Origin of the sequence: Salinivibrio sp. ML290, assembly GCF_001995695.1 — a bacterium.
Taxonomy (GTDB): Bacteria; Pseudomonadota; Gammaproteobacteria; order Enterobacterales; family Vibrionaceae; genus Salinivibrio; species Salinivibrio siamensis.
On sequence record NZ_MUEY01000002.1, the window covers coordinates 126,375 to 151,405 of the forward strand.

21 protein-coding genes are annotated in these 25,031 nt (G+C 50.8%); 10 read left to right on the forward strand and 11 right to left on the reverse strand.

Annotated elements, in window-relative coordinates:
* Window positions 1–20: 20 nt before the first annotated feature.
* Window positions 21–479: a DUF721 domain-containing protein gene (locus BZG23_RS02750; RefSeq protein ID WP_046073974.1), complete on the reverse strand. Its 459-nt coding sequence runs from the start codon at window positions 477–479 to the stop codon at window positions 21–23.
* A 484-nt stretch (window positions 480–963) separates the two neighbouring features.
* On the opposite strand from BZG23_RS02750, the gene secA reads away from it, so the two are divergent.
* Both secA and mutT read left to right on the forward strand, forming a co-directional pair.
* Entirely contained in the window at window positions 964–3,696 is a 2,733-nt protein-coding gene (gene secA / locus BZG23_RS02755; protein WP_077606084.1) for a preprotein translocase subunit SecA, read from the forward strand.
* 62 nt (window positions 3,697–3,758) lie between these two features.
* The gene (gene mutT, locus BZG23_RS02760; protein ID WP_077606085.1) at window positions 3,759–4,154 is read left to right on the forward strand and encodes an 8-oxo-dGTP diphosphatase MutT; all 396 of its coding nucleotides are present in this window, start codon (window positions 3,759–3,761) and stop codon (window positions 4,152–4,154) included.
* A 43-nt stretch (window positions 4,155–4,197) separates the two neighbouring features.
* On the opposite strand, the gene yacG is transcribed toward mutT, so the two are convergent.
* The 8 genes from yacG to nadC form a co-directional block, all read right to left on the reverse strand.
* Window positions 4,198–4,398, reverse strand: coding sequence for a DNA gyrase inhibitor YacG (yacG, locus tag BZG23_RS02765; protein ID WP_046073977.1), 201 nt, complete (start codon window positions 4,396–4,398; stop codon window positions 4,198–4,200).
* A 10-nt stretch (window positions 4,399–4,408) separates the two neighbouring features.
* Complete coding sequence (gene zapD / locus BZG23_RS02770) at window positions 4,409–5,149, reverse strand: cell division protein ZapD (RefSeq protein WP_077606086.1); 741 nt, start codon at window positions 5,147–5,149, stop codon at window positions 4,409–4,411.
* 23 nt (window positions 5,150–5,172) lie between these two features.
* Window positions 5,173–5,787 carry a dephospho-CoA kinase gene (gene coaE / locus BZG23_RS02775; RefSeq protein WP_077606087.1) on the reverse strand — a complete coding sequence of 205 codons (615 nt, stop codon included), beginning with the start codon at window positions 5,785–5,787 and terminating at the stop codon, window positions 5,173–5,175.
* Window positions 5,787–6,656, reverse strand: a complete 870-nt coding sequence (locus tag BZG23_RS02780) for a prepilin peptidase (protein ID WP_077606088.1) — start codon at window positions 6,654–6,656, stop codon at window positions 5,787–5,789. Before BZG23_RS02780 ends, coaE begins: the two co-directional genes overlap by 1 nt.
* A gap of 64 nt (window positions 6,657–6,720) precedes the next feature.
* On the reverse strand, window positions 6,721–7,935 hold the full coding sequence (locus BZG23_RS02785; protein WP_077606089.1) for a type II secretion system F family protein: 1,215 nt from the start codon (window positions 7,933–7,935) through the stop codon (window positions 6,721–6,723).
* A 9-nt stretch (window positions 7,936–7,944) separates the two neighbouring features.
* Window positions 7,945–9,627 (reverse strand): GspE/PulE family protein, encoded by a 1,683-nt coding sequence (locus BZG23_RS02790; RefSeq protein ID WP_077606090.1) that lies wholly within the window; start codon window positions 9,625–9,627, stop codon window positions 7,945–7,947.
* A 24-nt stretch (window positions 9,628–9,651) separates the two neighbouring features.
* The gene (locus BZG23_RS02795) at window positions 9,652–10,062 is read right to left on the reverse strand and encodes a pilin (protein WP_077606091.1); all 411 of its coding nucleotides are present in this window, start codon (window positions 10,060–10,062) and stop codon (window positions 9,652–9,654) included.
* Window positions 10,063–10,311: 249 nt separating this feature from the next.
* On the reverse strand, window positions 10,312–11,217 hold the full coding sequence (gene nadC, locus BZG23_RS02800) for a carboxylating nicotinate-nucleotide diphosphorylase (protein ID WP_046073983.1): 906 nt from the start codon (window positions 11,215–11,217) through the stop codon (window positions 10,312–10,314).
* 159 nt (window positions 11,218–11,376) lie between these two features.
* On the opposite strand from nadC, the gene BZG23_RS02805 reads away from it, so the two are divergent.
* From BZG23_RS02805 to lpdA, 7 genes are all read left to right on the forward strand, one after another.
* Window positions 11,377–12,372 carry an ABC transporter substrate-binding protein gene (locus BZG23_RS02805; RefSeq protein WP_077606092.1) on the forward strand — a complete coding sequence of 332 codons (996 nt, stop codon included), beginning with the start codon at window positions 11,377–11,379 and terminating at the stop codon, window positions 12,370–12,372.
* Complete coding sequence (locus BZG23_RS02810) at window positions 12,369–13,673, forward strand: diguanylate cyclase domain-containing protein (RefSeq protein WP_077606093.1); 1,305 nt, start codon at window positions 12,369–12,371, stop codon at window positions 13,671–13,673. The genes BZG23_RS02805 and BZG23_RS02810 overlap by 4 nt, the downstream gene beginning before the upstream one ends.
* A 24-nt stretch (window positions 13,674–13,697) precedes the next feature.
* Complete coding sequence (gene ampD, locus BZG23_RS02815; RefSeq protein ID WP_077606094.1) at window positions 13,698–14,246, forward strand: 1,6-anhydro-N-acetylmuramyl-L-alanine amidase AmpD; 549 nt, start codon at window positions 13,698–13,700, stop codon at window positions 14,244–14,246.
* A gap of 236 nt (window positions 14,247–14,482) precedes the next feature.
* Window positions 14,483–15,256: a pyruvate dehydrogenase complex transcriptional repressor PdhR gene (gene pdhR, locus BZG23_RS02820; RefSeq protein WP_046073985.1), complete on the forward strand. Its 774-nt coding sequence runs from the start codon at window positions 14,483–14,485 to the stop codon at window positions 15,254–15,256.
* Between the two features lie 89 nt (window positions 15,257–15,345).
* Window positions 15,346–18,012: a pyruvate dehydrogenase (acetyl-transferring), homodimeric type gene (aceE, locus tag BZG23_RS02825; RefSeq protein ID WP_077606095.1), complete on the forward strand. Its 2,667-nt coding sequence runs from the start codon at window positions 15,346–15,348 to the stop codon at window positions 18,010–18,012.
* A gap of 12 nt (window positions 18,013–18,024) precedes the next feature.
* Window positions 18,025–19,905 (forward strand): pyruvate dehydrogenase complex dihydrolipoyllysine-residue acetyltransferase, encoded by a 1,881-nt coding sequence (aceF, locus tag BZG23_RS02830; RefSeq protein WP_077606096.1) that lies wholly within the window; start codon window positions 18,025–18,027, stop codon window positions 19,903–19,905.
* 186 nt (window positions 19,906–20,091) lie between these two features.
* Window positions 20,092–21,516, forward strand: coding sequence for a dihydrolipoyl dehydrogenase (lpdA, locus tag BZG23_RS02835; RefSeq protein WP_046073988.1), 1,425 nt, complete (start codon window positions 20,092–20,094; stop codon window positions 21,514–21,516).
* A gap of 81 nt (window positions 21,517–21,597) precedes the next feature.
* Here lpdA and BZG23_RS02840 read toward each other — a convergent pair whose 3' ends face one another.
* Window positions 21,598–22,128: a TetR/AcrR family transcriptional regulator gene (locus BZG23_RS02840; protein ID WP_046073989.1), complete on the reverse strand. Its 531-nt coding sequence runs from the start codon at window positions 22,126–22,128 to the stop codon at window positions 21,598–21,600.
* A gap of 171 nt (window positions 22,129–22,299) precedes the next feature.
* On the opposite strand from BZG23_RS02840, the gene BZG23_RS02845 reads away from it, so the two are divergent.
* Window positions 22,300–22,533 (forward strand): hypothetical protein, encoded by a 234-nt coding sequence (locus BZG23_RS02845; protein ID WP_046073990.1) that lies wholly within the window; start codon window positions 22,300–22,302, stop codon window positions 22,531–22,533.
* Window positions 22,534–22,584: 51 nt separating this feature from the next.
* On the opposite strand, the gene BZG23_RS02850 is transcribed toward BZG23_RS02845, so the two are convergent.
* Entirely contained in the window at window positions 22,585–24,498 is a 1,914-nt protein-coding gene (locus BZG23_RS02850) for a methyl-accepting chemotaxis protein (protein ID WP_046073991.1), read from the reverse strand.
* Window positions 24,499–25,031: the final 533 nt, after the last annotated feature.

The following is a 25,031-nucleotide window of genomic DNA, read 5'->3' on the forward strand; positions in this document are numbered from 1 at the left end:
GATAGATAAAAAGCCAGAGCTCACTCTGGCTTTTTTTGATCCTCGGCGAGTTTGGCCAACGCCTCGAACCGTGCTTTTAGTTTGGGAGAGGCATTGTCACCTAGTGCACGCAGTAACTCACCCGAGGCTTGACTAAGGTGGCGGGACGGCGCGGTTTCTTTGTCTTCTCGATCGGCGGCGGCGAGTGCCGGGTTAATTTTCACTTCAATGGTTGTTAGGCTTGCCAGCCCTTTTTGACGTAATACCGACAATAAATGTTGTCGTTCGTAGTTCAGTCGCATCGCCCAGGCGGCGCTACCGGCTTCTACCACCAATACGCCATCACGATAATTGGCGACGCGGCAAGCTTTTGATGTCTCACCGGGTAACAAGGCTAAGATCAGCTTGTTTAGCTTGGCGAGCTCAACCGCTCGCTGAGCAATATTATTGGGGTCGCTCTCCAACAGATGGAGGGTAGAGCGGGGACGGTGGTCTCTCATCGCGCAATAACTGCCTTTTTTGTCATCAATTCGGCGCCTGAACGGGCGCACAGCGTCTAATTTTCGCTAATTGATCCCTTGAGTGTTGGATTTGTCATAGGATGTGAAAGTAATTTACCTTATCATACATGCTCCACCTCGGCATGTAGCCTACCGGGTTGATATATCGGTATGTCCTGAGGTGATCACCGTAGAGTGAAAAAACCATTCACAGGTAAGTGTCGCATGGGTAAGGCGATGGCGGCGTATTTTTTCCGTGCCATCTACCACATTTACATTCAGTCACGTGGAAATCGTTGTGAAGTGGCGTCATCGCCCTTGAATTCTGTCCGATTTGGCTCCACTTAAGATAGATGCGTTTTGGCATCTTGTGTTGAATCGATGAGCTTAAGCCAACCCGCGTTTGAACTGAAACACGCCAGCATAGAGGCAGTGTAGCGGCCGCCCATGTGGGAAAACCATTAAAAAGAGTACCGGCAACGCCATGTTATCGAAAGTCCTGACTAAAGTTATCGGAAGCCGTAATGACCGCACCTTGCGTCGGCTGAGAAAAGTTGTTGATGAAATCAACAAACTCGAACCCCAATTTGAAGCATTGAATGATGATGCGCTGAAAGCGAAAACCGTTGAATTCCGCGAGCGCCTTGATCAAGGTGCCGAGCTTGATGACCTCCTTCCTGAAGCCTTTGCCACTGTACGAGAAGCCTCTAAGCGTGTATTTGGCCTGCGCCACTTTGACGTGCAAATGGTCGGCGGTATCGTACTCCACAATGGTCAGATTGCGGAAATGCGCACCGGTGAAGGTAAAACCCTGACCGCGACGCTACCTTCTTATTTGAACGCCCTGACCGGAAAAGCGGTTCACATTGTGACGGTGAATGATTATTTGGCGGAACGTGATGCCGAAACCAACCGTCCGTTGTTTGAGTTTTTAGGAATGACGGTGGGCGTCAATGTCCCCAACATGCCGCCGGAGGCGAAAAAAGCCGCTTATGCGTGTGATGTACTTTACGGTACCAATAACGAGTTCGGCTTTGACTATTTGCGTGACAACATGGCGTTTCGAGCAGAAGACCGTGTGCAACGCGATCGCTATTTCTCGATTGTCGATGAGGTTGACTCGATCCTCATTGATGAGGCGCGTACGCCTCTGATTATTTCTGGGCCAGCAGAAGACAGCTCGGAGATGTATCAGCGTATCAATGCCTTGATCCCAAGCCTGAAACAGCAAGAGCAAGAAGATACCGAAGACTATCAAGGTGATGGTCACTTCACGGTCGATGAAAAAGCCAAGCAAGTGTACATGACCGAAAATGGTCAAGAGTTTGTCGAAGACTTGCTCAAGAAAAACGGCTTGATGGAAGACGGCGATACGCTGTACTCACCGGCAAATATCAGCCTGATTCATCATATTAACGCCGCATTACGCGCGCACGTCTTGTTTGAGCGCGACGTTGATTACATCGTTAAAGACGATGAAGTCATCATCGTGGATGAGCACACTGGGCGTACCATGCCGGGACGTCGTTGGTCAGAAGGCTTACACCAGGCGGTGGAAGCCAAAGAAGGGGTGAAAATTCAAAACGAGAACCAAACGCTGGCCTCGATCACCTTCCAAAACTTCTTCCGTTTGTATGACAAACTCTCAGGCATGACAGGGACCGCGGACACCGAGGCGTTCGAATTCCAGTCTATCTATGGCCTAGACACCGTGGTTATCCCGACTAACCGCCCAATGGTGCGTAAAGATCACGCCGATCAGGTCTACATGACCGAAAAAGAAAAGTTTGCCGCGATTGCGGAAGACATCAAAACACGTGCCAAAGCCGGTCAACCGGTATTGGTCGGAACGGTATCGATTGAAAAATCTGAATTGTTATCGAATGCCTTGAAAAAAGATGGCATCAAGCACCAAGTGCTCAACGCCAAATTCCACGCCCATGAAGCCGATATTGTTGAGCAAGCCGGTTACCCAGGCACGGTAACGATCGCCACTAACATGGCCGGTCGTGGTACCGATATCGTGTTGGGTGGTAGCTGGAAACAAGTGCTGGGTGATGTTGAAAACCCGACCGATGCGCAAGTAGAAGCGGCGAAAGAAAAATGGCAGCAGCTTCATGACCAGGTCGTTGAAGCGGGTGGCCTGCATATCATTGGTACTGAGCGTCATGAATCACGTCGTATCGATAACCAGCTGCGTGGTCGTGCTGGTCGTCAAGGTGACCCAGGCTCAACCCGTTTCTATTTGTCGATGGAAGATTCTTTGATGCGGATCTTCGCCTCTGAAAAAGTCTCTAACATGATGAAACGATTAGGGATGGCCGAAGGCGAAGCCATTGAGCACCCATGGGTCAATAAAGCCATTGAAAACGCACAACGAAAAGTAGAAGGGCGTAACTTTGACATCCGTAAGCAACTGCTCGAATTTGATGATGTCGCCAACGATCAGCGCAAAGTGGTGTACGAGCTGCGTGACGCGTTACTGGTGTCAGAAGATATCAGCGAAATGATCGAGCACAACCGCGAGGATGTGGTTAATAACATTGTGAACCAGTACATTCCGCCACAATCGCTAGAAGAAATGTGGGATATTGCTGGCCTTGAAAAGCGCCTTAAAGCGGATTTTGATCTCGAATTGCCGATTCAGCAATGGCTAGATGAAGACGACAAGCTGTATGAAGAGTTGTTGCGCGAGCGCATTCTGACGGCCTTGATCGAGGTTTATAAAGGCAAAGAAGAGGCGGTAGGGGCAGAAACCCTGCGTAACTTTGAAAAAGCAGTGATGCTGCAAACCTTGGATACGCTTTGGAAAGAGCACCTCGCGGCGATGGATCACCTCCGTCAAGGTATTCACTTACGTGGCTATGCGCAGAAGAACCCGAAACAAGAGTACAAGCGCGAATCGTTTGAGCTGTTTGAGGGCATGCTAGAAGCGCTGAAAACCGATGTGGTGACAACGCTTAGTCGAGTGCGTGTTCAGCAGCCGGATGACGTTGAGCGTATGGAAGCCGAGCGCAAAGCGCGCGCAGAGCAGGCCGCGCAAAAGCAGCAAGTTAACCATGCGCAAGCCGATAACCAGTTTGATGATAGCGACAGCGCCGAACAAGGTGGCAGCGGCAACGAAACCGTGGTGCGTGATGGACGTAAAGTTGGTCGTAATGAGCCTTGTCCTTGTGGATCAGGGAAGAAATTTAAGCAATGTCACGGTAGAATCTAAGCCCTGACCATGCATTATCAAAAAGGCCGTTTATCGGCCTTTTTTTATTATCAGGAGAGACCATGAAACGGGTAAGTATTGCCGCTGGCATTATTGTTAATCCGACACAAGACAAAGTCTTTATCACTCGCCGCCATGCTCACGCGCATCAAGGGGGAAAGTGGGAATTTCCTGGCGGAAAAATTGAGGGGAGTGAAACCCCGCAACGGGCACTGCTGCGTGAATTAAACGAAGAAGTCGGGATTACTGCAAAAGCGGTCAGCCCCTTTATATCGTTGGACTTTGACTTTCCCGACAAAGCATTAAGTTTGGATTTTTTCTTGGTCTGTGACTTTGAGGGTGAGCCCCAAGGCTGTGAGGGGCAAGAGGGTATTTGGGCACCGATTGCCGAATTGGATAACTATCCGTTTCCCGAGGCCAACGATGCGGTATTAGAAAAAATTCGCGCTCGGTTCTGAGCGCGAGAGAGGCGTTGTAGAAAAGTGAATAGGGGCAGAGCGTTTAATCGTGCTGCCCTTCTGACCAGAGATCATCATCAGAAAGGTCAGGGGCCCCGGGGATGGCTTTTTCTTCACTGGCCCATTCTCCCAAATCAATCAACTGACAGCGTTTACTGCAAAATGGACGATGTGGGCTGACCTCTCCCCAAACCACAGGCTGTTGGCATGTTGGGCATTTGACAACGGTAGGGGCATCACTCACGTGGATCTCCTTAACAAACACTGATATGAACAGACATATTGTCGGCGACCTCGTGATCGTCGTCAAATGGCATAAAGCGGATCGCGAAGCGGTTTTTGTGCCCAGACACTAACGGGTAAACCCCGAGATCAGGGGATATCTTAAGCCGAATTAAGCAGGCTCCATCCGCCTCTTGCTGGTAAAAGCCTTGTTGGACGTTGGCGGTTCCCCCGTGTGCGCTTTCACGCGTGAGCTGCAGCCAGAACGCCAAAGCGTGGCGTAATGGTGCCAGGGTTTCCATCCAGGCCTGAATCGCACTTTGCCGTGCGGCAAGCGGTTGATGGAGCCAGTAATGGAAATTGGGGAGATCAAAGCTACAGCTCCCCCCTGGAATCGAAAAGCGCTGCTTGATGCTGGTTAAAAAGCGATCTTCTTTTAACGCTTGGCCGAAGCGTTTGGCTTGCAATACCGCGTGTTGGTGTGCGGCGAGTTGATCGAGTAGCTGGTTGAGCTGTGTCTGATCGACCTGGGGGACGTCAGCCCAGGCTTTGAGTTTTTTCTTGAGTTTGTCCAAATCCTTGGCGAGATCCGCTTTCACTTGCACCTGCTCTAAAATCTCCTGTAGGTCAAACAGGCTGCGGAAAAATTGAATATGGTGGCAGGGCGCAGAAAGCCCGCTCACTTCGTCCAGTTGAGAGAGCAGGTACTCCAGGCGCAAGTAAATTCGCACCTGTTCATTGAGTGGGTGTTCATACAAAGTGAGGCTGGTCATAAGCGTTTAGCTGTCCTGTCCGACTATGGGTCGACGTTTGCCTGGGTTGCCAAGGTTAAATACGTGTGATGTAAGGCATCAACTTGCCGATCAAGTTCCGCTTCGGTTTGCGTATTATCGATCACATCATCGGCGACGGCGAGGCGTTGTGAGCGACTGGCTTGTGCGGCCAAAATCGCGTGAACTTGTTGTTCGCTCACGTGATCACGCGCGAGCGTGCGCGCGATTTGTGTTTGCTCGTCAACATCGACGACCAACACCCGTTGCGCCAATGACGTCAGGTTATTCTCTACTAACAAGGGCACCACAAGCAAACAATACGCTGAACTGGCCTGCGCACAGGCTTGGATCATGCGTTGGCGGATCATGGGATGAAGCAGGTTATCGAGCCATTGCTTGTCGTCTGGATGACTAAACACTCGCTCACGAAGCCAGGCACGATCTAGGCTGCCATCTGGGGTTAATGCCGGCGTGCCAAAACGCGCGACAATCGCGGCCAGACCATCACTACCGGGAGCAACCACCTCACGGGCGATCACATCGGCATCAATAATATCAATGCCCTTGGCGGCAAAACGGTTGGCAACCGTGCTTTTACCACTGCCAATCCCTCCGGTTAACCCGACCACAACGGCCATTAGCGCACTCCTAGAATTTGTGAAAGGTACCAGTGTAACAGGCTATCGCCCCAAAGCAGACTTAGCCAGCCTGCGACAGCAATAAAGGGGCCAAAGGCAAACGCGTGTTGCAGACTTTTTTGTTGTTGGCGCAGTAATAGTGCCCCGACGATGGCGCCACTCAGTGAGGCGAGTAAAATCAGTAGCGGTAAGGCTTGCCAACCGACCCAAGCGCCCAGTGCAGCAAACAGTTTAAAATCACCATAGCCCATGCCTTCTTTGCCAGTGGTGAGCTTGAATGCCCAAAAGAGGCTCCATAGGCTGAGGTAGCCTGTCATGGCGCCGATGACACTGTCTGTGAGTGAGACCGGGCTGATCCCCAAGAGTGCGAGAGCGATCCCAGCCCAAAGGAGTGGCAGGGTAAGCTGATCGGGCAGCAACAGGGTTTCCCAATCAATGAGGGTCAGCGCCAGCAAAGTGAGGCTGGCCGCCATCACCGCGACAGCCCACGCCGGTGAGGAAATAAGCCATGCCGGTAACACACAGACAATAGCACTGGTGACCTCGACCAGTGGGTAGCGCGGACTAATCATCGTGCCACACTGACGGCAGCGGCCTTTTAACATCAGCCAACTGAGCAAAGGAATATTATCGTACCACGCAATCGGCTGCTGACAATCTGGGCAGTGTGAGGCGGGAAGACACAAATCAAAGCGCTGCGCGTTAGGGGCGTCAATATTAGCATCGGGAAACGTGGCCAAGCATTCTTGCCGCCAACGGCGTTCCATCATGATTGGCACGCGCGCGATGACCACATTTAAAAAGCTACCGACAATCAGACCAAATAAGCCAGCAAAAAAAATGAATAACGGTGATGAGAATATCAACATGGTACCTTCTGGGCATGAACCTTGTGCGCATCATAGCGCCTTGTCGCGAGAGACTCTATCTTGGCTAGCCAAGAACAGACATCAGATTAAAAATGGGTAGATACATGGCCACCACTAAGCCGCCAATTAATAGCCCTAGCACTAAAATTAACAGGGGCTCGATGATTTTGCCGAGATTGTCCACGGTGTTGTCGACCTCGGCTTCATAGATTTGTGCGATGCGATTGAGCATATCATCGAGCGATCCCGACTCTTCGCCAATCATCACCATTTGCGTCACCATCACAGGGAAGCTATTACTGTCGCGCAAGGCTTGGTAAAGCGGAATACCAGTGGCCGTGTGCTGATACACGGCGTTAAGCGCGTGAACATAATACGCGTTGGTCATGGATTTCGTCGCGGCTTGCAAGCCAGAGAGTAACGGAATACCGGCACTAAAGGTGGTGGCTAAGGTGCGAGAAAATTTGGCAATGCAGGCTTTGCTAATCACTTCACCAATGACGGGGAATTTGAGCAGCCAGCGGTCATAGTGATATCGGTAGGTCGCGTTTTTACGCTGCAGTAATTGATGCGCAGCGGCAAGGCCCGCTACGACAACAGTCATGGTTAAGGCGTGCTGACTGACGATATCAGATAAGGCGAGCACTTGTTGGGTGAGCCAAGGCAGTTCTGCCCCGAAGGAGTCAAAAATATGTTTAAACTTCGGGATCACGAATACCAGCAGGTAGGCACTGACGCCTAATGCCACGCTGACCACGATGCTGGGATAGATCATGGCTTTGATGACTTTACTGCGAAGCAACGCCTGCTTTTCACGGTATAGAGTCAGGCGAGCAAAGATCTCCGGCAGTTGCCCGGTTTGCTCGCCCGTTGCGACCAAATCGCAATAAAAGCGATCAAACAAGGGACTTGCGTGCGCCAACGCATCACTCAAATTGGTACCCGCCTCCAGTTGCTGGCGGATATGACGCACCAGTAAGCGCATTTCGGCTTTGACCTGATTGAGCGCGATGAGGTTGAGGGCTTGCACGATAGGGATGCCAGACTCAAGCAAGGTGGTGAGATCGCGGGAAAATTGGGTGATATCTGCTGCTTTGGCTTTATGACGACGCTGCTGAAAGCTCGATAGTCGGCGGCGAATAAGGCGGCTGGGGACGATAGATTGGTTGGCTAGCTCTTGGCGTGCATCTCGCTCGGTATAGGCGAACACTTGCCCTTGTTTTTCACCGCTTGCGGCGGCTTGGCGCCAATGAAAGATAAACAGGGTGGGTTTGGCCATGACGACTCCTTAGGCAAGTTGAATAACGCGGGTAAGTTCTTGAATACTGGTGCTCCCTTGGTTGAGTTTGGCAACGCCAGAGTCGGGCAACCGCCACATGCCTTCTTCGGTAGCCAGTTGGGTCAGTTCAATGGCACTGGCGTTGCGGTAAATGGCGCCAGCAATGGCTTCGGTCACGGGAAGCACCTCGTATACCCCTGTGCGGCCTTGATAGCCCTGATAGCACTGATAACAGCCGTGGGGGTTAGCTTGGTACAGAGTACTTGGGGTTAGAGACGGATAGAGGTTAGCCAAGTACTGAAGGCGAGGATCACCAGACGGATGCGGTTGTTTGCAAATAGGGCATAAACGGCGTACTAAACGCTGGGCCACTACCAAGCTCAGAGAGCTAGCAAGATTGTAGGGCGCAATGCCCATATGGGCTAAACGGGTGATGCTCTCGGCCGCTGAATTGGTATGCAGCGTTGATAACACCAGATGACCGGTTTGCGCCGCTTTGATCCCGATTTCAGCGGTGTCGAGATCGCGTATTTCTCCTACCATCACCACATCGGGATCTTGGCGTAAAAAGGCGCGGAGTGCGGTGGCAAAGTCTAAACCAATGGCCGTGTTGACGTTGACTTGGTTGACGCCTTCTAGCTGGATCTCAACCGGATCTTCGACGGTGGCAATATTGCGCTCGGGCTGATTGAGATACCTTAGCCCGCTATACAAAGAGACGGTTTTGCCGCTTCCGGTTGGGCCGGTAAACAAAATCATCCCTTGCGGTCTATCCAGTGCCTCTTGATAGTGCCGGCGCTGCCACTCGGTTAAGCCTAAATCATGCAGCGTCAGTTGCTGCTGGCCGTTATTCAACAAGCGCACCACCACCTTCTCGCCCCAAACGGTCGGTAAGGTGGAGACGCGCATATCGACGGTGTGATCACTGGTGAGAGTCAGCTTGATGCGTCCGTCTTGTGGTAAGCGTCGCTCGGCAATATTAAGTTGGGCTAAGATTTTGAGTCGAGTCGACAGCCGCCGCGAGACCCCCGCAGGAGGGTGGGCATAGATGTGCAATAAACCGTCTTGGCGAAAGCGAATTTGGTAGTGCTGCTCAAAGGGCTCAAAGTGCACGTCGGAGGCGTTTTTACGCACTGCATCCACCAAGATCTGTTGAATGTAGCGACTGATCGGCGCCTGATCGCTTTGTAGCTCGGCRCTGTCCTCTTGTGGGCTATCGGTGACGGTCAGGGCGGCTAAGTCCTGATCACTGATGGTCATGCCATCGCCGGTGCCATCGATATCAGCCCCGTATAAGTGACGCAAAGCGGCATCCAAATCCGGCTGACTGAGCACTACCAAACGAACATTGAGCCCAGTAGAAAAGCGAAAGTCGGCGACCGCCTCTGTGTTATCTGGGTCACTGACGCCGAGCAGTAGCTCTTGGCCTTGCTGAGCAAGCGGCAACACTTGATGACGCTGAATCAAATCGCGCCTATCTAGGGCATAACAGGTGTCTTTAAACGGGTACTGATGGCTCTCCACGAACGGAAGGTGGTGCTGACTCGCGAGGGTGTGGGCGAGCGCGGTGGGGTCAACGCCTGCATCGAGTAAATGCGCGAGGCTGAGCGACGCATCGTCGCCAATGCCCAACGCATGGCGCTGGGCATCACTCAACAAACCAGATTGATACAACTGAGCGGTTGGGATCATCGTGAGTCCCTGTTTTATATTTGCTTAAGGTGTTGGCTGTTTTTTACTCGCTTGCTTGCAGCCATTGACTTCTATGGTTGACGGTTGCGTGCATGTCCACTTGCCTTCAGGAGACCGTGCGAGTGTGACTTCATTACCCTTCGGCATCCCCTCAACGGCTAGTTTCATGTTTCCTTTAACGCCATTAATGGCGTTGATTTTTACATCATCAGGAATACCAAGTCCTTTTTTATCCGTATCTTCTGGGAACGCGCCATCTTCCATAATTTTTGCTTCTACCACGGAGCGCATATTGGTGAGTGTGGCAATCGCGGCAGTGACTTTGGCTTTATCTTGATACTTTTGGTATTGCGGAATGGCGATGGCAGTTAGGGCGCCAATAATGCCTAATACCACCAGTAACTCAATCAAGCTAAACCCTTGTTGCTTTTGCATCCTATTTCTCTCCTCGTAATCATGAGTTGCCCAAAGTGAGTGGGCAACAATCAGTACCAGCACTTTACGCTCGTGTGTGACGCAAAAAAGAGAGCAAATATGAGTTTGAGAGTGAAGGGTAAAAGCCGGATGTAATGGTGTTTTTTTCTACTGTAGTATTCGACTGACAACAAATTTTTTGTCACGAAAGCGCGATAAAAAAGGCCGCCCATCGTGGGCGGCCTGGTCGAATCTGAGTGAGCGTACGTGTTATTGAAAGCGCATCGACAAATCGAGTGCGGTCACGTGCTTGGTGAGTGCGCCGACAGAAATATAATCCACCCCGGTGGCGGCGTATGTTGCCAACGTCTCTAGGGTGACATTGCCCGAGACTTCCAGCGCAACGCGATTTTGGTTTAACGCCACCGCTTCACGCATCATCGGCACACTAAAGTTATCCAGCATGACAATATCGGCGCCTGCGTTAATCGCTTGTTGCAGCTCATCCAGGGTTTCGGTTTCTACTTCGACCGGTTTATCAGGATTAAGTCGGCGCGCCGCTTTGACGGCGTTCTCTATCCCGCCACAGGCGAGAATATGATTCTCTTTGATCAAGTAAGCATCAAACACACCAATACGATGGTTATGGCCACCACCGCAGGCAACGGCGTATTTGAGGGCACTGCGCAGTCCCGGAATGGTCTTACGCGTGTCGAGCAATTTGGTGTGGGTGCCGTTGAGCGCTGCCACATAGGTGGCGACCTTACTTGCACACCCAGAGAGGGTTTGAATAAAGTTCATCGCATTGCGTTCACCGGTCAACAAGACACGCGAGGGTCCCTGTAAGGTACACAGCGATTGGTTGGCGGTGATGGCGTCGCCGTCCTCGACATGCCACGTCAAGGTGACTTCGCCACCGAGCTGATGAAACACTTCATCCGCAAAGGCACGGCCACAGAAAACGCCATCTTCTCGGGTGATCAATGTGGCTGTGGATACTGAGTCTGCCGGAATGAGGCTGGCGGTTATGTCTTTACTGGCGTCGATCTCGCCACCCAGATCTTCTCGCAGTGCGTCGGTCACCGCGCGGGTCACGTCGGCGCTGAGGTGAGAGGTGAGATAGGCCAGGCGGCGCTCGCTGTCATGGACAGCATGAAAAGGGGTCGATGTCATCATGGCTTACCGCGGTCATCAAAAAGTGGTCGAATGATAACGCTGGTGATAACGAAATGCAGCTTTTCTCTCTCGTTTCCCCGTATTCGTCTATCTTTTTAATCATATTCTGTCTTTTAACTTGTCTACACTTTAGGCAGGAACAGTCAAAGAGGTGATGCCATGAAGCGAGGGTTAGCGCTGGTGGCCATGATAGCGATCGCGTTCATTGGGTTTCGTGCTTGGCAGCAACTCAGACCTCCGGTGTCCGAGCCATTATCGTCACTGACCATCGCCGTCTCGCTTACCCCCTTATCGGCACCGATTATTGTGGCTAAGGAGCAAGGTTTGTTTAAAAAGCAGGGCATCGACATGACGCTAAAGCCGGTTCATGGGGGCGTAAAAAGCTTTCAATCCTTGATGTCAGGGGAAGTGGACTTAGCCACTACCTCAGAGACGGTGGTGATGTTTAACAGTTTTGAGCGCGATGACTTTAATGTGCTAACCAGCTTTGTCGAGTCAGATAACGACGTAAAACTCTGGTCTATTCGCCGTGAGATTAGTGGCTCGCTGGTGGACGCGCTCGACAAGGCACGCGTTGGCATTGTTGCGTCGAGTGCCAGTGAATATTTCTTTGATTCCTTGCTGCAATTGCACGACATTCCTAGAGATCAGGTGGAAAAAGTTGATTATCCCCCCGAAGCACTGCCCAACGCGCTCCTCGACGAGAAAGTGGATGCGATAGCCATATGGGAGCCCTATGGCTATCAGCTACTCAAGCAGTCTAACCAGCCGGTACAGTCGCTTGACAGTAAAGGCTTGCACAGCCTCTCTTTTCTGTTAGTCAGTGATCGCTTGCTCGTCAATAAGCAACACCAGGACATGCAACGGGTTGTCAGTGCCTTAGACGACGCGGTGAGCTTTATTCATCAGCACCCAGAGCGAGCGAAGGCACAGGTCTCCGCGTATCTTGACATGTCAGACGATAAACTCAGCTGGCTATGGCAAGATTACTTATTTCGCCTTTCATTGAATGACTCATTGTTACTGCGGTTAAAAAACCAAGCGCGATGGGCGCAAGAGGCGGGTTTAGTTGAAGGGAACACGCCGTCATTCCGCCACATACTCAACCCCGGCCCCTTGGTTGAGGCCACGCAAAAAGTGAGTTTATTAGAATGAGGATTGGTCAGCAGCTCAGTATCGTTGTGTATGCTTGTACGGCGCTCACCTTCGTTACGCTGTTAATTACGGTGGAGCTTTTTTATAAGCAAAATCAAATCCAAGCACGGTTAGACAGCATCGTGGCGGTGCATTCGCAGATTGATAGTCTGCGAGGCCGTCTGTGGTTATATCGCCAATACCCCAGCACGCAAACACGCCAAGATGTCCATCAGTCAACCAACGCATTGCGGGCGCAGTTAAGCAGTGATGAAGAGGCGTTACCGCCGCAGTCCGCGCAGTCGATCCGACTCGCGGCAAACAGCATTGATCGCCTATTGGGCATTACCGCCGAGCAATTAGATGATGATCCCTCTGTGGATGACAGGCGTTTGATGTTGTTTTCACGTTTTAATGTGTTACTGCAGGCGATGAGTGAAACCGCTTTTTCGGTGCGTCAGCAAGTCATGCACCAGTCGGGGCAGCAACAGAAAACCCTGTTAGTCGTACATGGTGGTGTACTGGTGGTGTTAGCCTTGTTGGTGACCATGTTTGTGACCAGCTTGCGGCGACGGTTAACACACCGCCTAAAAGCATTGCATTCGACGATTACACAAATAAAGCAAGGTGACTTAACCACTGAATTAACCTTGACTGACAAAGATGAGCTGACTGAGTTGGCTGATCATGTCAATGAGATGAAGCGTGCGCTGAGCCATACCATGGTGGACAAAAAACAGTTGAGCGAAGAAGTCGCACGCCAAACCCAACAGCTTCGTGAACAGCAACACCAACTTAAATTCCTTGCCGAACACGACGAGTTGACGGGCTTATTCAATCGGCGTGCGTTTGAATCGCATGTTGAAGTGGCGTTGATGCGCGCTAATCGCGCCCAAACGAACGCTGCCTTACTGTTTATTGATTTGAATAACTTTAAGCAAGTGAACGACACCTATGGACATGGTGTAGGAGATGAGCTTCTCAAGGTGGTCAGTCAGCGCTTGAAACAATCCGTGCGCCGCTCTGATTTGGTTGGCCGCTTGGGCGGTGATGAGTTCATTGTCTGGCTGGATTTGTTAGCGGACAAATCGGCGTTGAATGAAGTGATCACACGTATCCAAGACGAAATGCACGCGCCAATACAGGTTGCCGAGACCTCATTGTCTTTGGCCATTAGTATCGGCGTGAGTTGCTTCCCAACGGATGGACTCGAGCTACAGCAGATGATGAATCAAGCCGATGCCGCCATGTATTACGCCAAAACCCATCCGACAGCGCGTTGTTGCTTGTATTCCAATCTACCGACTGACCAGATAAAGTAGCGATTTTGCTCAAGCGGATCGGGTATGTCTTTTTCACAGATTGACAATCATTGGTTGGTAGGCGCGCGCGCTTGCCTGTCTCCTCATCATAACCAACGCCCGGAGAGTAACGATATCTCCTTGCTGGTGATCCACAATATCAGCCTGCCGCCCGGTCAGTTTGACGGTCCCTATATTGAACAGTTTTTTCAGGGGCACCTCGATCCGGCTGAACACCCTTACTTTGCCGAGATCGCATCGCTTCGCGTCTCTGCCCACCTACTGATCCGACGAGATGGAAGTGTGATCCAGTTTGTACCATTCAGTGCGCGTGCATGGCATGCTGGCGCTTCGTGTTTTGACGGTCGGCAGCAATGTAACGATTTTTCTATCGGTATTGAGCTAGAGGGCACAGACACACATCCATACACCGATCAGCAGTACCAATCGTTAGCGGCGATCACGCAGACGCTGATGCAGTACTACCCAGCCATTACCCGTGATCGAATCACAGGACACCAACATATTGCCCCAGGACGAAAAACGGATCCTGGCGCGGCGTTTGACTGGAAAAAGTTACACGCGCTGATTTAAATGCCTATTGCGTTGATTGATCTAAATGGTCTGACCAATTTTGAGGGGCGGAGTATTCGTGGCTGTCAGGCTAAAAATACACAGGTTTCCATGATGTCAATCAAAGTTCAGGTGGACAGAATACCCGCTGTCTGGTAACTTTAGGGATCAATAAAGTAATTGGTCTTACCAATTTACAATCAGTCAGTTTCTGCAACTAAGCGCCAAGCTTAGGATGCGGATGGTCAATAAATACAATGGCATATCAGCGAATTCGTCAACCTAAACTCTCAGATGTAATTGAAAAAGAGCTCGAAGGCTTAATTCTGGAAGGGACCTTGTCTCCAGGCCAGAAGTTACCGCCTGAACGAGAGTTAGCGACGCAATTTGATGTGTCTCGCCCGTCAGTGCGCGAAGCGATTCAACGGCTGGAAGTCAAAAAGCTACTGACGCGCAAGCAAGGTGGCGGCACCTTTGTCAGTGAACGCCTTTGGCAACGCTTCTCTGAGCCACTGCTAGAGTTATTGGCGGACCATCCAGAAACCCAGCTTGACTTACTGGAGTCACGACATGCCTTGGAGGGCATTTCTTCTTATTTTGCCGCACTTCGGGGTACAGAAGAGGATTTCTCTCGCATTGAAGACTGTCATGACGCCATTCGCCAAGCGCAGCAAAATGGGGACTTAGAGGCAGAAGCATCGGCTGTGATGCAGTATCTCGTTGCCGTAACGGAAGCGGCGCATAATGTGGTGTTACTTCACATCATGCGCAGTCTCGCGCCGTTACTGGAACAGAATATTTTGCAAAATTTTGAGCTACTTTATCGCCGTCAAGAGACGGTGGAAAACGTCAGCCGACACCGAGCTGAGATAGTGGATGCGATTACCGCTGGCGAGCCAGAAAAAGCCCGACAAGCGTCGCATGCACACTTGGCTTACATTGAGGAAACTCTGTTGGATCTTGGTCGAGAAGAAAGCCGTCGCGAACGGTCTCTACGTCGAATTCAACAACGCAAGGACGAGTTGGAGTAGCCTTATTCGCACCGATAAAAACGCGAAGGGCACTGCAGCTGCGACAACGTTTGTTTTGTACGAGTCAATCAACGAAAGGATAGATCGCCATGTCTGAAGTCATGAAACATGACGTGGACGCACTTGAAACACAAGAGTGGTTGCAAGCTCTTGAGTCAGTCGTTCGTGAAGAAGGTGTAGAACGTGCCCAGTTCCTTCTGGAGCAAGTATTAGGGCAAGCACGTTTAGACGGTGTTGACATGCCAACGGGCGTGACCACCAACTATGTAAATACCATTCCTGCTGATCAAGAACCTGCTTACCCAGGTGATGTGAATCTGGAACGCCGTATCCGTTCTATCATTCGTTGGAACGCAATCATGATCGTGTTGCGTGCGTCCAAGAAAGATTTAGAGCTGGGTGGCCACATGGCATCATTCCAGTCTTCGGCGGCATTTTATGAAACCTGCTTTAACCACTTCTTCCGTGCGCCTAACGAGAAAGACGGTGGCGACCTGGTGTACTATCAAGGTCATATTTCTCCAGGTATCTATGCGCGTGCGTTTGTTGAAGGCCGCTTGAGCGAAGAGCAGCTCGACAACTTCCGTCAGGAAGTCGATGGCAAAGGGGTGTCTTCATATCCGCACCCGAAACTGATGCCTGAGTTCTGGCAGTTCCCAACCGTATCTATGGGTCTGGGTCCCATTGCGTCTATCTATCAAGCGCGTTTCCTCAAATACCTCAACGGTCGTGGCCTGAAAGACACCTCTGAGCAGCGTGTTTATGCGTTCCTTGGTGACGGTGAGATGGATGAGCCAGAATCACGCGGTGCGCTGTCATTTGCGGCGCGCGAAAAACTGGATAACCTCTGCTTCTTGATTAACTGTAACCTGCAGCGCCTTGATGGCCCTGTGATGGGTAACGGTAAAATCGTTCAAGAGCTGGAAGGCCTCTTTAAAGGCGCTGGCTGGAACGTGATCAAAGTGGTTTGGGGCTCTGGCTGGGACAAACTGCTGGCCAAAGACACCTCAGGTAAATTGCTGCAGTTGATGAATGAAACCATCGACGGTGATTACCAGACGTTCAAATCGAAAGACGGCGCTTACGTCCGCGAACACTTCTTCGGCAAGTACCCAGAAACGGCAGCCTTGGTTGCAGACATGACTGACGAAGAGATCTTTGCACTTAAGCGTGGTGGCCACGAGCCATCTAAATTGTTTGCTGCCTTCAAAGCAGCACAAGAGTGCAATGACCGTCCAACCGTGATCTTGGCGAAAACCGTAAAAGGTTATGGCATGGGTGAAGCGGCTGAAGGGAAAAACATCGCGCACCAAGTCAAGAAAATGGACATGACCCATGTTCACGCGATGCGTGATCGTCTTGGCCTACAAGACTTGTTGTCTGACGACGATGTACAAAACCTGACGTACCTGAAGTTGGAAGAAGGCTCTGCTGAGCACGAATACCTCCACGCACGTCGTAAAGCGCTACACGGTTATACCCCACAGCGTCTGCCTAAATTCACGCAAGAACTGACACTGCCAAAACTGGACGATTTCTCAGCCCTGCTGTCTGAGCAGAAGCGTGATATCTCCACCACCATGGCCTTTGTACGCTCTTTGAATGTATTGCTGAAAGACAAAAGCATTGGCAAAAACATTGTGCCAATCATTGCCGACGAAGCGCGTACCTTTGGTATGGAAGGCTTGTTCCGTCAAGTAGGTATCTACAACCCACACGGTCAGACTTACACTCCAGAAGACCGCGGTGTGGTGTCTTATTACAAAGAAGACCAAGGCGGTCAGGTACTGCAAGAAGGGATCAACGAGCTCGGTGCGATGTCATCGTGGGTAGCCGCGGCGACCTCTTACAGCACTAATGATCTACCCATGATCCCATTCTACATCTACTACTCAATGTTCGGCTTCCAACGTGTTGGCGACATGGCGTGGATGGCGGGTGACCAACAAGCACGTGGTTTCCTATTGGGTGCCACTGCCGGTCGTACAACACTTAACGGTGAAGGTCTACAGCACGAAGACGGTCACAGCCATATTCTGGCAAGCACTGTACCTAACTGTGTCTCTTATGACCCAACCTTCGCGTACGAAGTGGCGGTGATCATGCAAGACGGTATCCGTCGCATGTACGGCCCTGACCAAGAAAACATCTACTACTACCTGACGCTGATGAACGAAAACTATCATCAGCCAGCCATGCCTGAGGGCGCGGAAGAAGGTATCCGTAAAGGTATCTACAAGCTAGAAACCTACACGGGCGACAAAGCGAAAGTCCAGCTAATGGGCTCTGGCACCATCATGACCGAAGTGCGTAAAGCCGCGAAGCTGCTTAGCGATGAGTACGGTGTGGCGTCTGACGTATACAGCGTGACCTCGTTCAACGAGCTTGCACGTGACGGCCAAGATGCAGATCGCTTCAACATGTTGAATCCAGATGCAGAGGCACAAGTTCCTTACATTCAAACTGTCATGGGATCTGAGCCTGCGATTGCTGCGACTGACTACATGAAAAACTACGCTGACCAAGTTCGTGCGTTTATCCCAGCTGACTCTTACAAAGTACTGGGCACTGACGGCTTTGGTCGTTCTGACAGCCGCGAAAACCTCCGTCGTCACTTCGAAGTGAACGCAGGCTATGTGGTTGTGGCGGCACTTAATGAGCTGGCTAAGCGTGGCGATGTTGACAAAAAAGTGGTCGCAGAAGCGATCAAAAAATTCGACATCGATACCAACAAAGTAAACCCGCTGTTCGCGTAAGAGGCTGAAATAATGTCAATCGAGATTAATGTACCTGACATCGGTGCGGATGAAGTAGAAGTGACTGAGATCCTTGTCAGCGTGGGTGACAAGGTTGAAGAAGAGCAGTCGTTAATCACCGTTGAAGGTGATAAAGCATCCATGGAAGTCCCTGCGTCACAAGCGGGTGTGGTCAAGGAAATTAAAATTGCCGAAGGTGATAAAGTGACCACCGGCTCTTTGATGATGATCTTTGAAGCAGAAGGCGCCGCGCCAAGTGCGCCCGCGCAAGAGGCGGCCCCCGCCGCCCCTGCTGCAGCACCAGCGGCTGCGTCAGAAATCAAAGAAGTGCACGTGCCTGATATCGGCGGCGATGAAGTCGAAGTCACCGAGATCATGGTGGCGGTAGGCGATAGCGTCGAAGAAGAGCAATCACTGATCACCGTTGAAGGCGATAAAGCCTCAATGGAAGTGCCGGCACCGTTTGCAGGGACTGTCAAAGAGATCAAGATTGCCTCGGGTGACAAAGTGTCAACCGGCTCTCTTATCATGATGTTTGAAGTCGGCAGCAGTGCCCCTGCTGAGGCGCCAGCACAGGCTGCACCTGCCGCCGCTGCGTCAGAAGCAAAAGATGTAAACGTTCCTGACATTGGCGGTGATGAAGTTGAAGTGACTGACATCATGGTCGCTGTAGGCGATACGGTTGAAGAAGAACAGTCTCTGATCACCGTTGAAGGCGACAAAGCGTCGATGGAAGTGCCGGCACCGTTTGCGGGTACGGTTAAAGAAATCAAAATCGCCGCGGGCGATAAAGTGTCTACCGGCTCGCACATCATGGTGTTCGAAGTCGCCGGTAGCGCACCTGCCGCACCAGCAGCGCCCGCCGCGGCACCTGCTGCAGAGGAAAAATCTGCGCCAGCGCCAAAAGCGGAAGCACCTGCAGCGGCTAAAGCTGATGCCGGTAAAGACGAGTTTGTCGAAAACAAAGAGTACGCCCATGCGTCACCTGTTGTGCGTCGTCTTGCGCGTGAATTCGGTGTTAACTTGGCAAAAGTCAAAGGCACTGGCCGTAAAGGACGTGTACTGAAAGAAGACGTGCAAGGCTACGTGAAAGAGGCGCTTAAGCGTCTTGAATCTGGCGCAGCATCTGGCTCAGGCGACGGTAGTGCACTGGGTCTGCTACCTTGGCCGAAAGTCGACTTCAGCAAATTCGGTGAAACGGAAGAAAAACCACTGTCTCGCATCAAGAAGATCTCGGGTGCGAACCTGGCACGTAACTGGGTGATGATCCCGCACGTGACCCAGTGGGATAACGCCGATATCACTGAAGTTGAAGCGTTCCGTAAAGAGCAAAACGCGATCGAGAAGAAGAAAGAGTCAGGCATGAAGATCACCCCATTGGTGTTCATCATGAAAGCGGCTGCTAAAGCGCTGGAAGCTTTCCCTTCATTCAACGCGTCACTGTCTGAAGATGGTGAAAGCCTGATCATGAAGAAGTATGTCAACATCGGTATCGCGGTTGACACACCAAACGGTCTGGTCGTGCCTGTCTTTAAAGACGTGAATAAGAAAGGCATTCACGAGCTATCTGAAGAGCTGATGGTGGTATCGAAGAAAGCCCGTGGCGGTAAGCTAACGGCCTCTGACATGCAAGGTGGTTGCTTTACCATCTCTAGCCTAGGGGGTCTCGGCGGTACGGCGTTTACGCCAATCGTTAATGCACCAGAAGTGTCTATCTTGGGCGTGTCTAAGTCAGAAATGAAGCCAGTATGGAACGGTAAGGACTTTGAACCTCGCCTAATGCTGCCGCTATCGCTGTCTTACGACCACCGTGTGATTGACGGTGCCGAGGGCGCGCGCTTTATTAGCTACCTCAACGGCTTACTGTCTGATATTCGCCGTTTGGTACTCTAATCGCAATACCAACAACCCGGCTGGCCGGTTAAAGGTCGGTCGGGAATTGTTGTGTAGCTCACAGGCTATGGGTTTTTATTTTTCAGCCCATTAACATGGCTGTAAACTGTGGCTCCCAGATACCCACAACAATAAAAAAATTACCGCTCTTAGCCTGTCAGGGAATAAGACTATAACGAGGTCAGAATGAGTAAAGAAATCAAAGCGCAAGTCGTCGTCCTTGGCGCTGGTCCTGCTGGATACTCCGCCGCTTTCCGCTGTGCCGACCTAGGTTTGGAAACCGTATTGGTTGAACGTTACAACAACCTTGGCGGTGTGTGTCTAAACGTCGGCTGTATTCCATCTAAAGCCCTACTTCACGTTGCCAAAGTGATTGAAGAAGCCAAAGCCATGGCCGAGCACGGCGTGGTATTCGGCGAACCACAAACCGATATCGACAAGATCCGTTCTTGGAAAGATAAGGTCATTGGTCAACTGACGGGCGGCTTAGGCGGTATGGCCAAGCAGCGTAAAGTGACAGTCGTTAATGGCACAGGCCGTTTCACTGGCGCCAACACCCTGTTAGTTGAAGGGGAAGAAAGCACTACCATCAACTTTGATAATGCCATCATCGCGGCTGGCTCTCGTCCAATCGAGCTGCCATTTATCCCGCATGATGACCCACGCATTTGGGACTCCACCGACGCGCTTGAGCTCAAAGAAGTGCCTGAAAAAATGCTGTTAATGGGTGGCGGTATCATTGGTCTAGAGATGGGAACCGTTTACCACGCACTCGGCTCACAGGTTGATGTGGTCGAAATGTGCGATCAGGTGATCCCTGCGGCAGATAAAGACGTGATCAAAGTCTTTACTAAGCGCATCAGCAAGAAGATGAACCTCATGCTGGAAACCAAGGTGACCGCGGTAGAAGCCAAAGAAGACGGCATCTACGTCACCATGGAAGGCAAGAAAGCCCCAGCAGAGCCTGTACGCTATGACGCTGTCTTGGTTGCTATCGGTCGTAGCCCGAATGGCAAACTGCTTGATGCGGGCCAAGCGGGTGTTGAAGTCGACGATCGTGGCTTTATCAATGTTGATAAGCAAATGCGCACCAACGTGCCGCACATCTATGCGATTGGTGACATCGTGGGTCAGCCTATGCTGGCGCACAAAGGTGTACACGAAGGCCATGTGGCGGCAGAGGTTATCTCAGGTAAGAAGCATTACTTCGATCCAAAAGTGATCCCATCGATTGCGTACACTGAGCCAGAAGTGGCTTGGGTCGGCAAAACTGAGAAAGAGTGTAAAGAAGAAGGCATTAACTACGAAGTGGCGACCTTCCCATGGGCGGCTTCAGGTCGTGCGATTGCGTCTGACTGTTCAGACGGTATGACCAAAATGATCTTCGACAAAGACACCCACCGTGTGATTGGTGGTGCCGTCGTGGGTACCAACGGCGGTGAGCTGCTGGGTGAAATCGGTCTTGCCATCGAAATGGGTTGTGATGCCGAAGATGTCGCCTTGACAGTACACGCTCACCCCACCTTGCACGAATCGGTTGGTTTGGCTGCAGAAGTGTTTGAAGGCTCAATCACTGATATGCCTAACCCGAAAGCGAAGAAAAAGAAATAAACCACACGTTTATGTTTTTCTGACTCAGCCCCGCCATGCGGGGCTTTTTTATCTCTGTCATTTACAACACCTGCGATATGGTTACGCGATGGTCGCAAGCTTATCAGCTAGGCGGCTAAGCATGGCCTCTTTGGTGGAGATAGGCTCACTTAAGCCTTGAAACAAGGTCATGAAATAGGCATCCATCATTAACGCAGTTTTCGCCTGATGATTTGGACTTTGCTCAATAGAAAGGTGAGCTTGAAAAGGCGCGATGTGATGCGCTAAGGCTTTTTGCTGCCACAAGAGTGCACGAAAGAGCTCTCGGCTGAAGTCTGGATGCGTGAGATAAAACGCATAGAGGTGATCGGCATAATGGAGAAGTCGTTGCGTTGGCGTGTCTGAGTGATCCAATTTGGCAGCGTTTTCGAGCACGGTATCAATACGTGTCATCAGCCCAACTTTTAGCAAGTCAATTTTCAACGGAAAGTGTGAGAAGACAGTTCCTGTCGCGACCTCCGCCTTATGTGCAATTTGACGTGTAGTGGTATCCGCAAACCCTTGCTCCACAAATAATGCCCATGCACTGTCGAGGATCTTCTGGCGTGTCGCCTGTTTTTTGGGTGTATCCACATTCACTCCTTTTTTGTTTCATGATACTGACTTGGTGTGGTGCTCGCCATGATCCTTTCCTCGATCTTAATACTGTTTGTCCTTTTTTTAGCCTAAAAATATTGTAAATTGAGCACGCTCATTTTATTGTTAGTGAGCGCGCTCAGTTTTGGTCTTAGGTAAGGAGAAATAATGAACACATTATTGGAAATGACAAAAACCGTGTTTGGATATATATGCTTTGTGCCATTTTTGTTTCTTTACTCAGGTTTGCTGAGTTTGACATTGGCACCGTTATTATTAGTGGGTGGAGTTGGCTTTTTGTGCGTTATTTTAGGGATTGAGGAGGGCGTTAAACCCTTATGGCGTCAGCTATGGAAAGATGGAAAAGACGTTGCTAGTGCGCGGCCTCGTTCAGCACAATAAAAAAGCGGGCCAAGGCCCGCTTCGTGCGTCAGTTGGTAGCATCGCAATGGTTTAGAGCTTAAAGCTCCCAACCAAGGTATCAAGACGCTTAGAAAGATCACGTAGTGACTCACTGGCTTCTGCCATGGTGTTGGCGGTATCAGCGGTTTGCTGTGAGCTGTGGTTAATCTCTTCGATATTTTGGTTAATATCGTTGACCACGGTGGACTGCTCTTCAGTCGCGGTGGCCACCTGGGTATTCATGTCCGAGATTTGTACAATCTGCTCGTTGATTGCATTGAGCGATTGTGACGCCTCATCGGAGGCATTGACCCCTTCAGCAGTCATGGTGCGACTTTGCTCCATGGCATCCACGGCGTTGCGCGCTTCTTGCTGCAGGCGGTCAATCATGGTCTGGATTTCATCGGTGGAATCAGAGGTGCGACTGGCCAAGCTGCGTACCTCATCGGCGACAACCGCAAAGCCACGTCCTTGCTCGCCGGCTCGCGCCGCTTCAATTGCCGCATTCAACGCCAGTAAGTTGGTTTGCTCGGAGATCCCGCGAATCACATCCAAAATGCCGCCGATCGAATCGGTGTTTTCAGCCAAGGCGCTGATCACTTTCGACATATTCTCCATGTCATCAGCAAGGCGAGCGATTGTATCCCGTGCCTGGGTCACCACGCCTTGGCCACTTGCCGCATCATCAGAGGCTTGGTTGGCGGCACTGGCAGCACTGGCGGCATTGCCTGCAATCTCATTAACGGTCGCCCCCATTTCATTGATGGCGGTAACCACTTGCACGGTGCGATCCCGCTGATACTCGCTTTGCGATTGGGTAGCACTGGCTTGTGAAGAGACTTGCTCGGCCGCACTACGTAATTCGCCACCGGTACGGGCAACGTCTGAGACTAGACGATGGATTTTCTCCACAAAACTATTGAAACCAGAGGCGAGTTGGCCAATTTCATCTTGGCTATTGATGTCTACACGTTGGCGCAGATCCCCTTCACCTTCACCGATTTCACGGAATACATTGGCGACATATTGGATGGGTTTGGTAATGGTTGCAGCTAACCAGACGGCGACGACGATAAAAATAAGACCGACGACAACCGACACCATCAGGATCTGATTACGCGTTTCATTGAGGGGGGCATAGACTTCTTCGGCAGGGACATCTGCAATAACAAACCAATCCATAGAGGGCACATAACTGGATGCGAGCAGTACTTCTTCACCATTAATACGGGTGTCGAGAAGGTTAAAATCGCCTTTTTGTAGCAAGCTGCGTGCTTGGCCACCATAAATATCACTTAGGGTTTGCTCACCCATCAGATTGGTGTCGCGGTGTAATTGGACCAAGCCCTCAGCATTGACTAAGAACACAAACCCTGACTGCTCAATTTTAAATTGATTCAAAAAGCGGGTCATGTCCTCCAACGAGCGTGAGAAACCGGCTAACCCTTTGCCGTTGAGCTGTTGGAAGTTAACAAATAGCTTGAGTTCGCCGTTTTCTTCTTGGAAAACCTGGGCCATGGTGGCATTGCCACTGTCGAGGAAGTTGTAAAACCAACTGTCTTTTTCACGCGTTAACACCCGTAAAAATCCGTTCTGATTCCAATATTGCCCGGTGTTGCGGTTGGCAATGGAGGCATCATTCAAATCGTATTGCTCACGTAATACGTTGAGCTGTTTGATCACGCGGGTTTCTTCTGCGGGCGTAATATCTTGGTTGATGATATCTAGCATCACCGGGTTAGAAGCCAGCTGACGTGCGGCGGATTGTAGTTGGTTGACCTCACTATCAATGGTATCTCTAAACTGGGTGAGGGTGGTGGGAAGCTCATTTTCTAACAGACGCTTTTCCATAATGTCGCGTGCTTGGCTCAAGCTCATATAACTGATGATGGCGGTGGAGGCGATCACCGCTGAGACAAATGCCAGCACGAGTTTTTGTTTAATCGTGAGTTGCTTTAGCTTCATGCCCTTCTCTCTATTTGGTCTATTAACAGACGATAGGTTAGCGTGACAAAAATGTGATGATGTTTATGGCACTAACATCTAAGTTAGCAGATATGGGTGAATGATTGGTTATGTATCGACCATGAAACAATAAAATTGAAGCCTTTGTTCAGGGTTATTGATAAAAATGACACTCTCCTCGCGATTTCAACATAAAGCGGTAAAAGTGCGCTGTCATTTGCGGGACATTGGTGCATCGAGCAATGGTAGCGGGATCACTGCGCTATGGCGAAAAGCGGTGTAGAATCAGTCACAACCGCGATAGGCTCTGAGTAAGCTGTACTCAGAGGTGGAAGATAGTGTACCGCGTCACTACGACCTAAGTATTATGTTTCACAAAACGAGTAGATTTTAATTTTAGGTTAAAAATGCTATCCTCACGCAGCGGTTACGTGCTCGAACCCTCGTCTTGCTGGAAAATTTTAATAAACTTCGCCGGATAAGCGTGATACGAGTACTAACACTTTCCAAGGATGTTGGATCATACGGTCTGA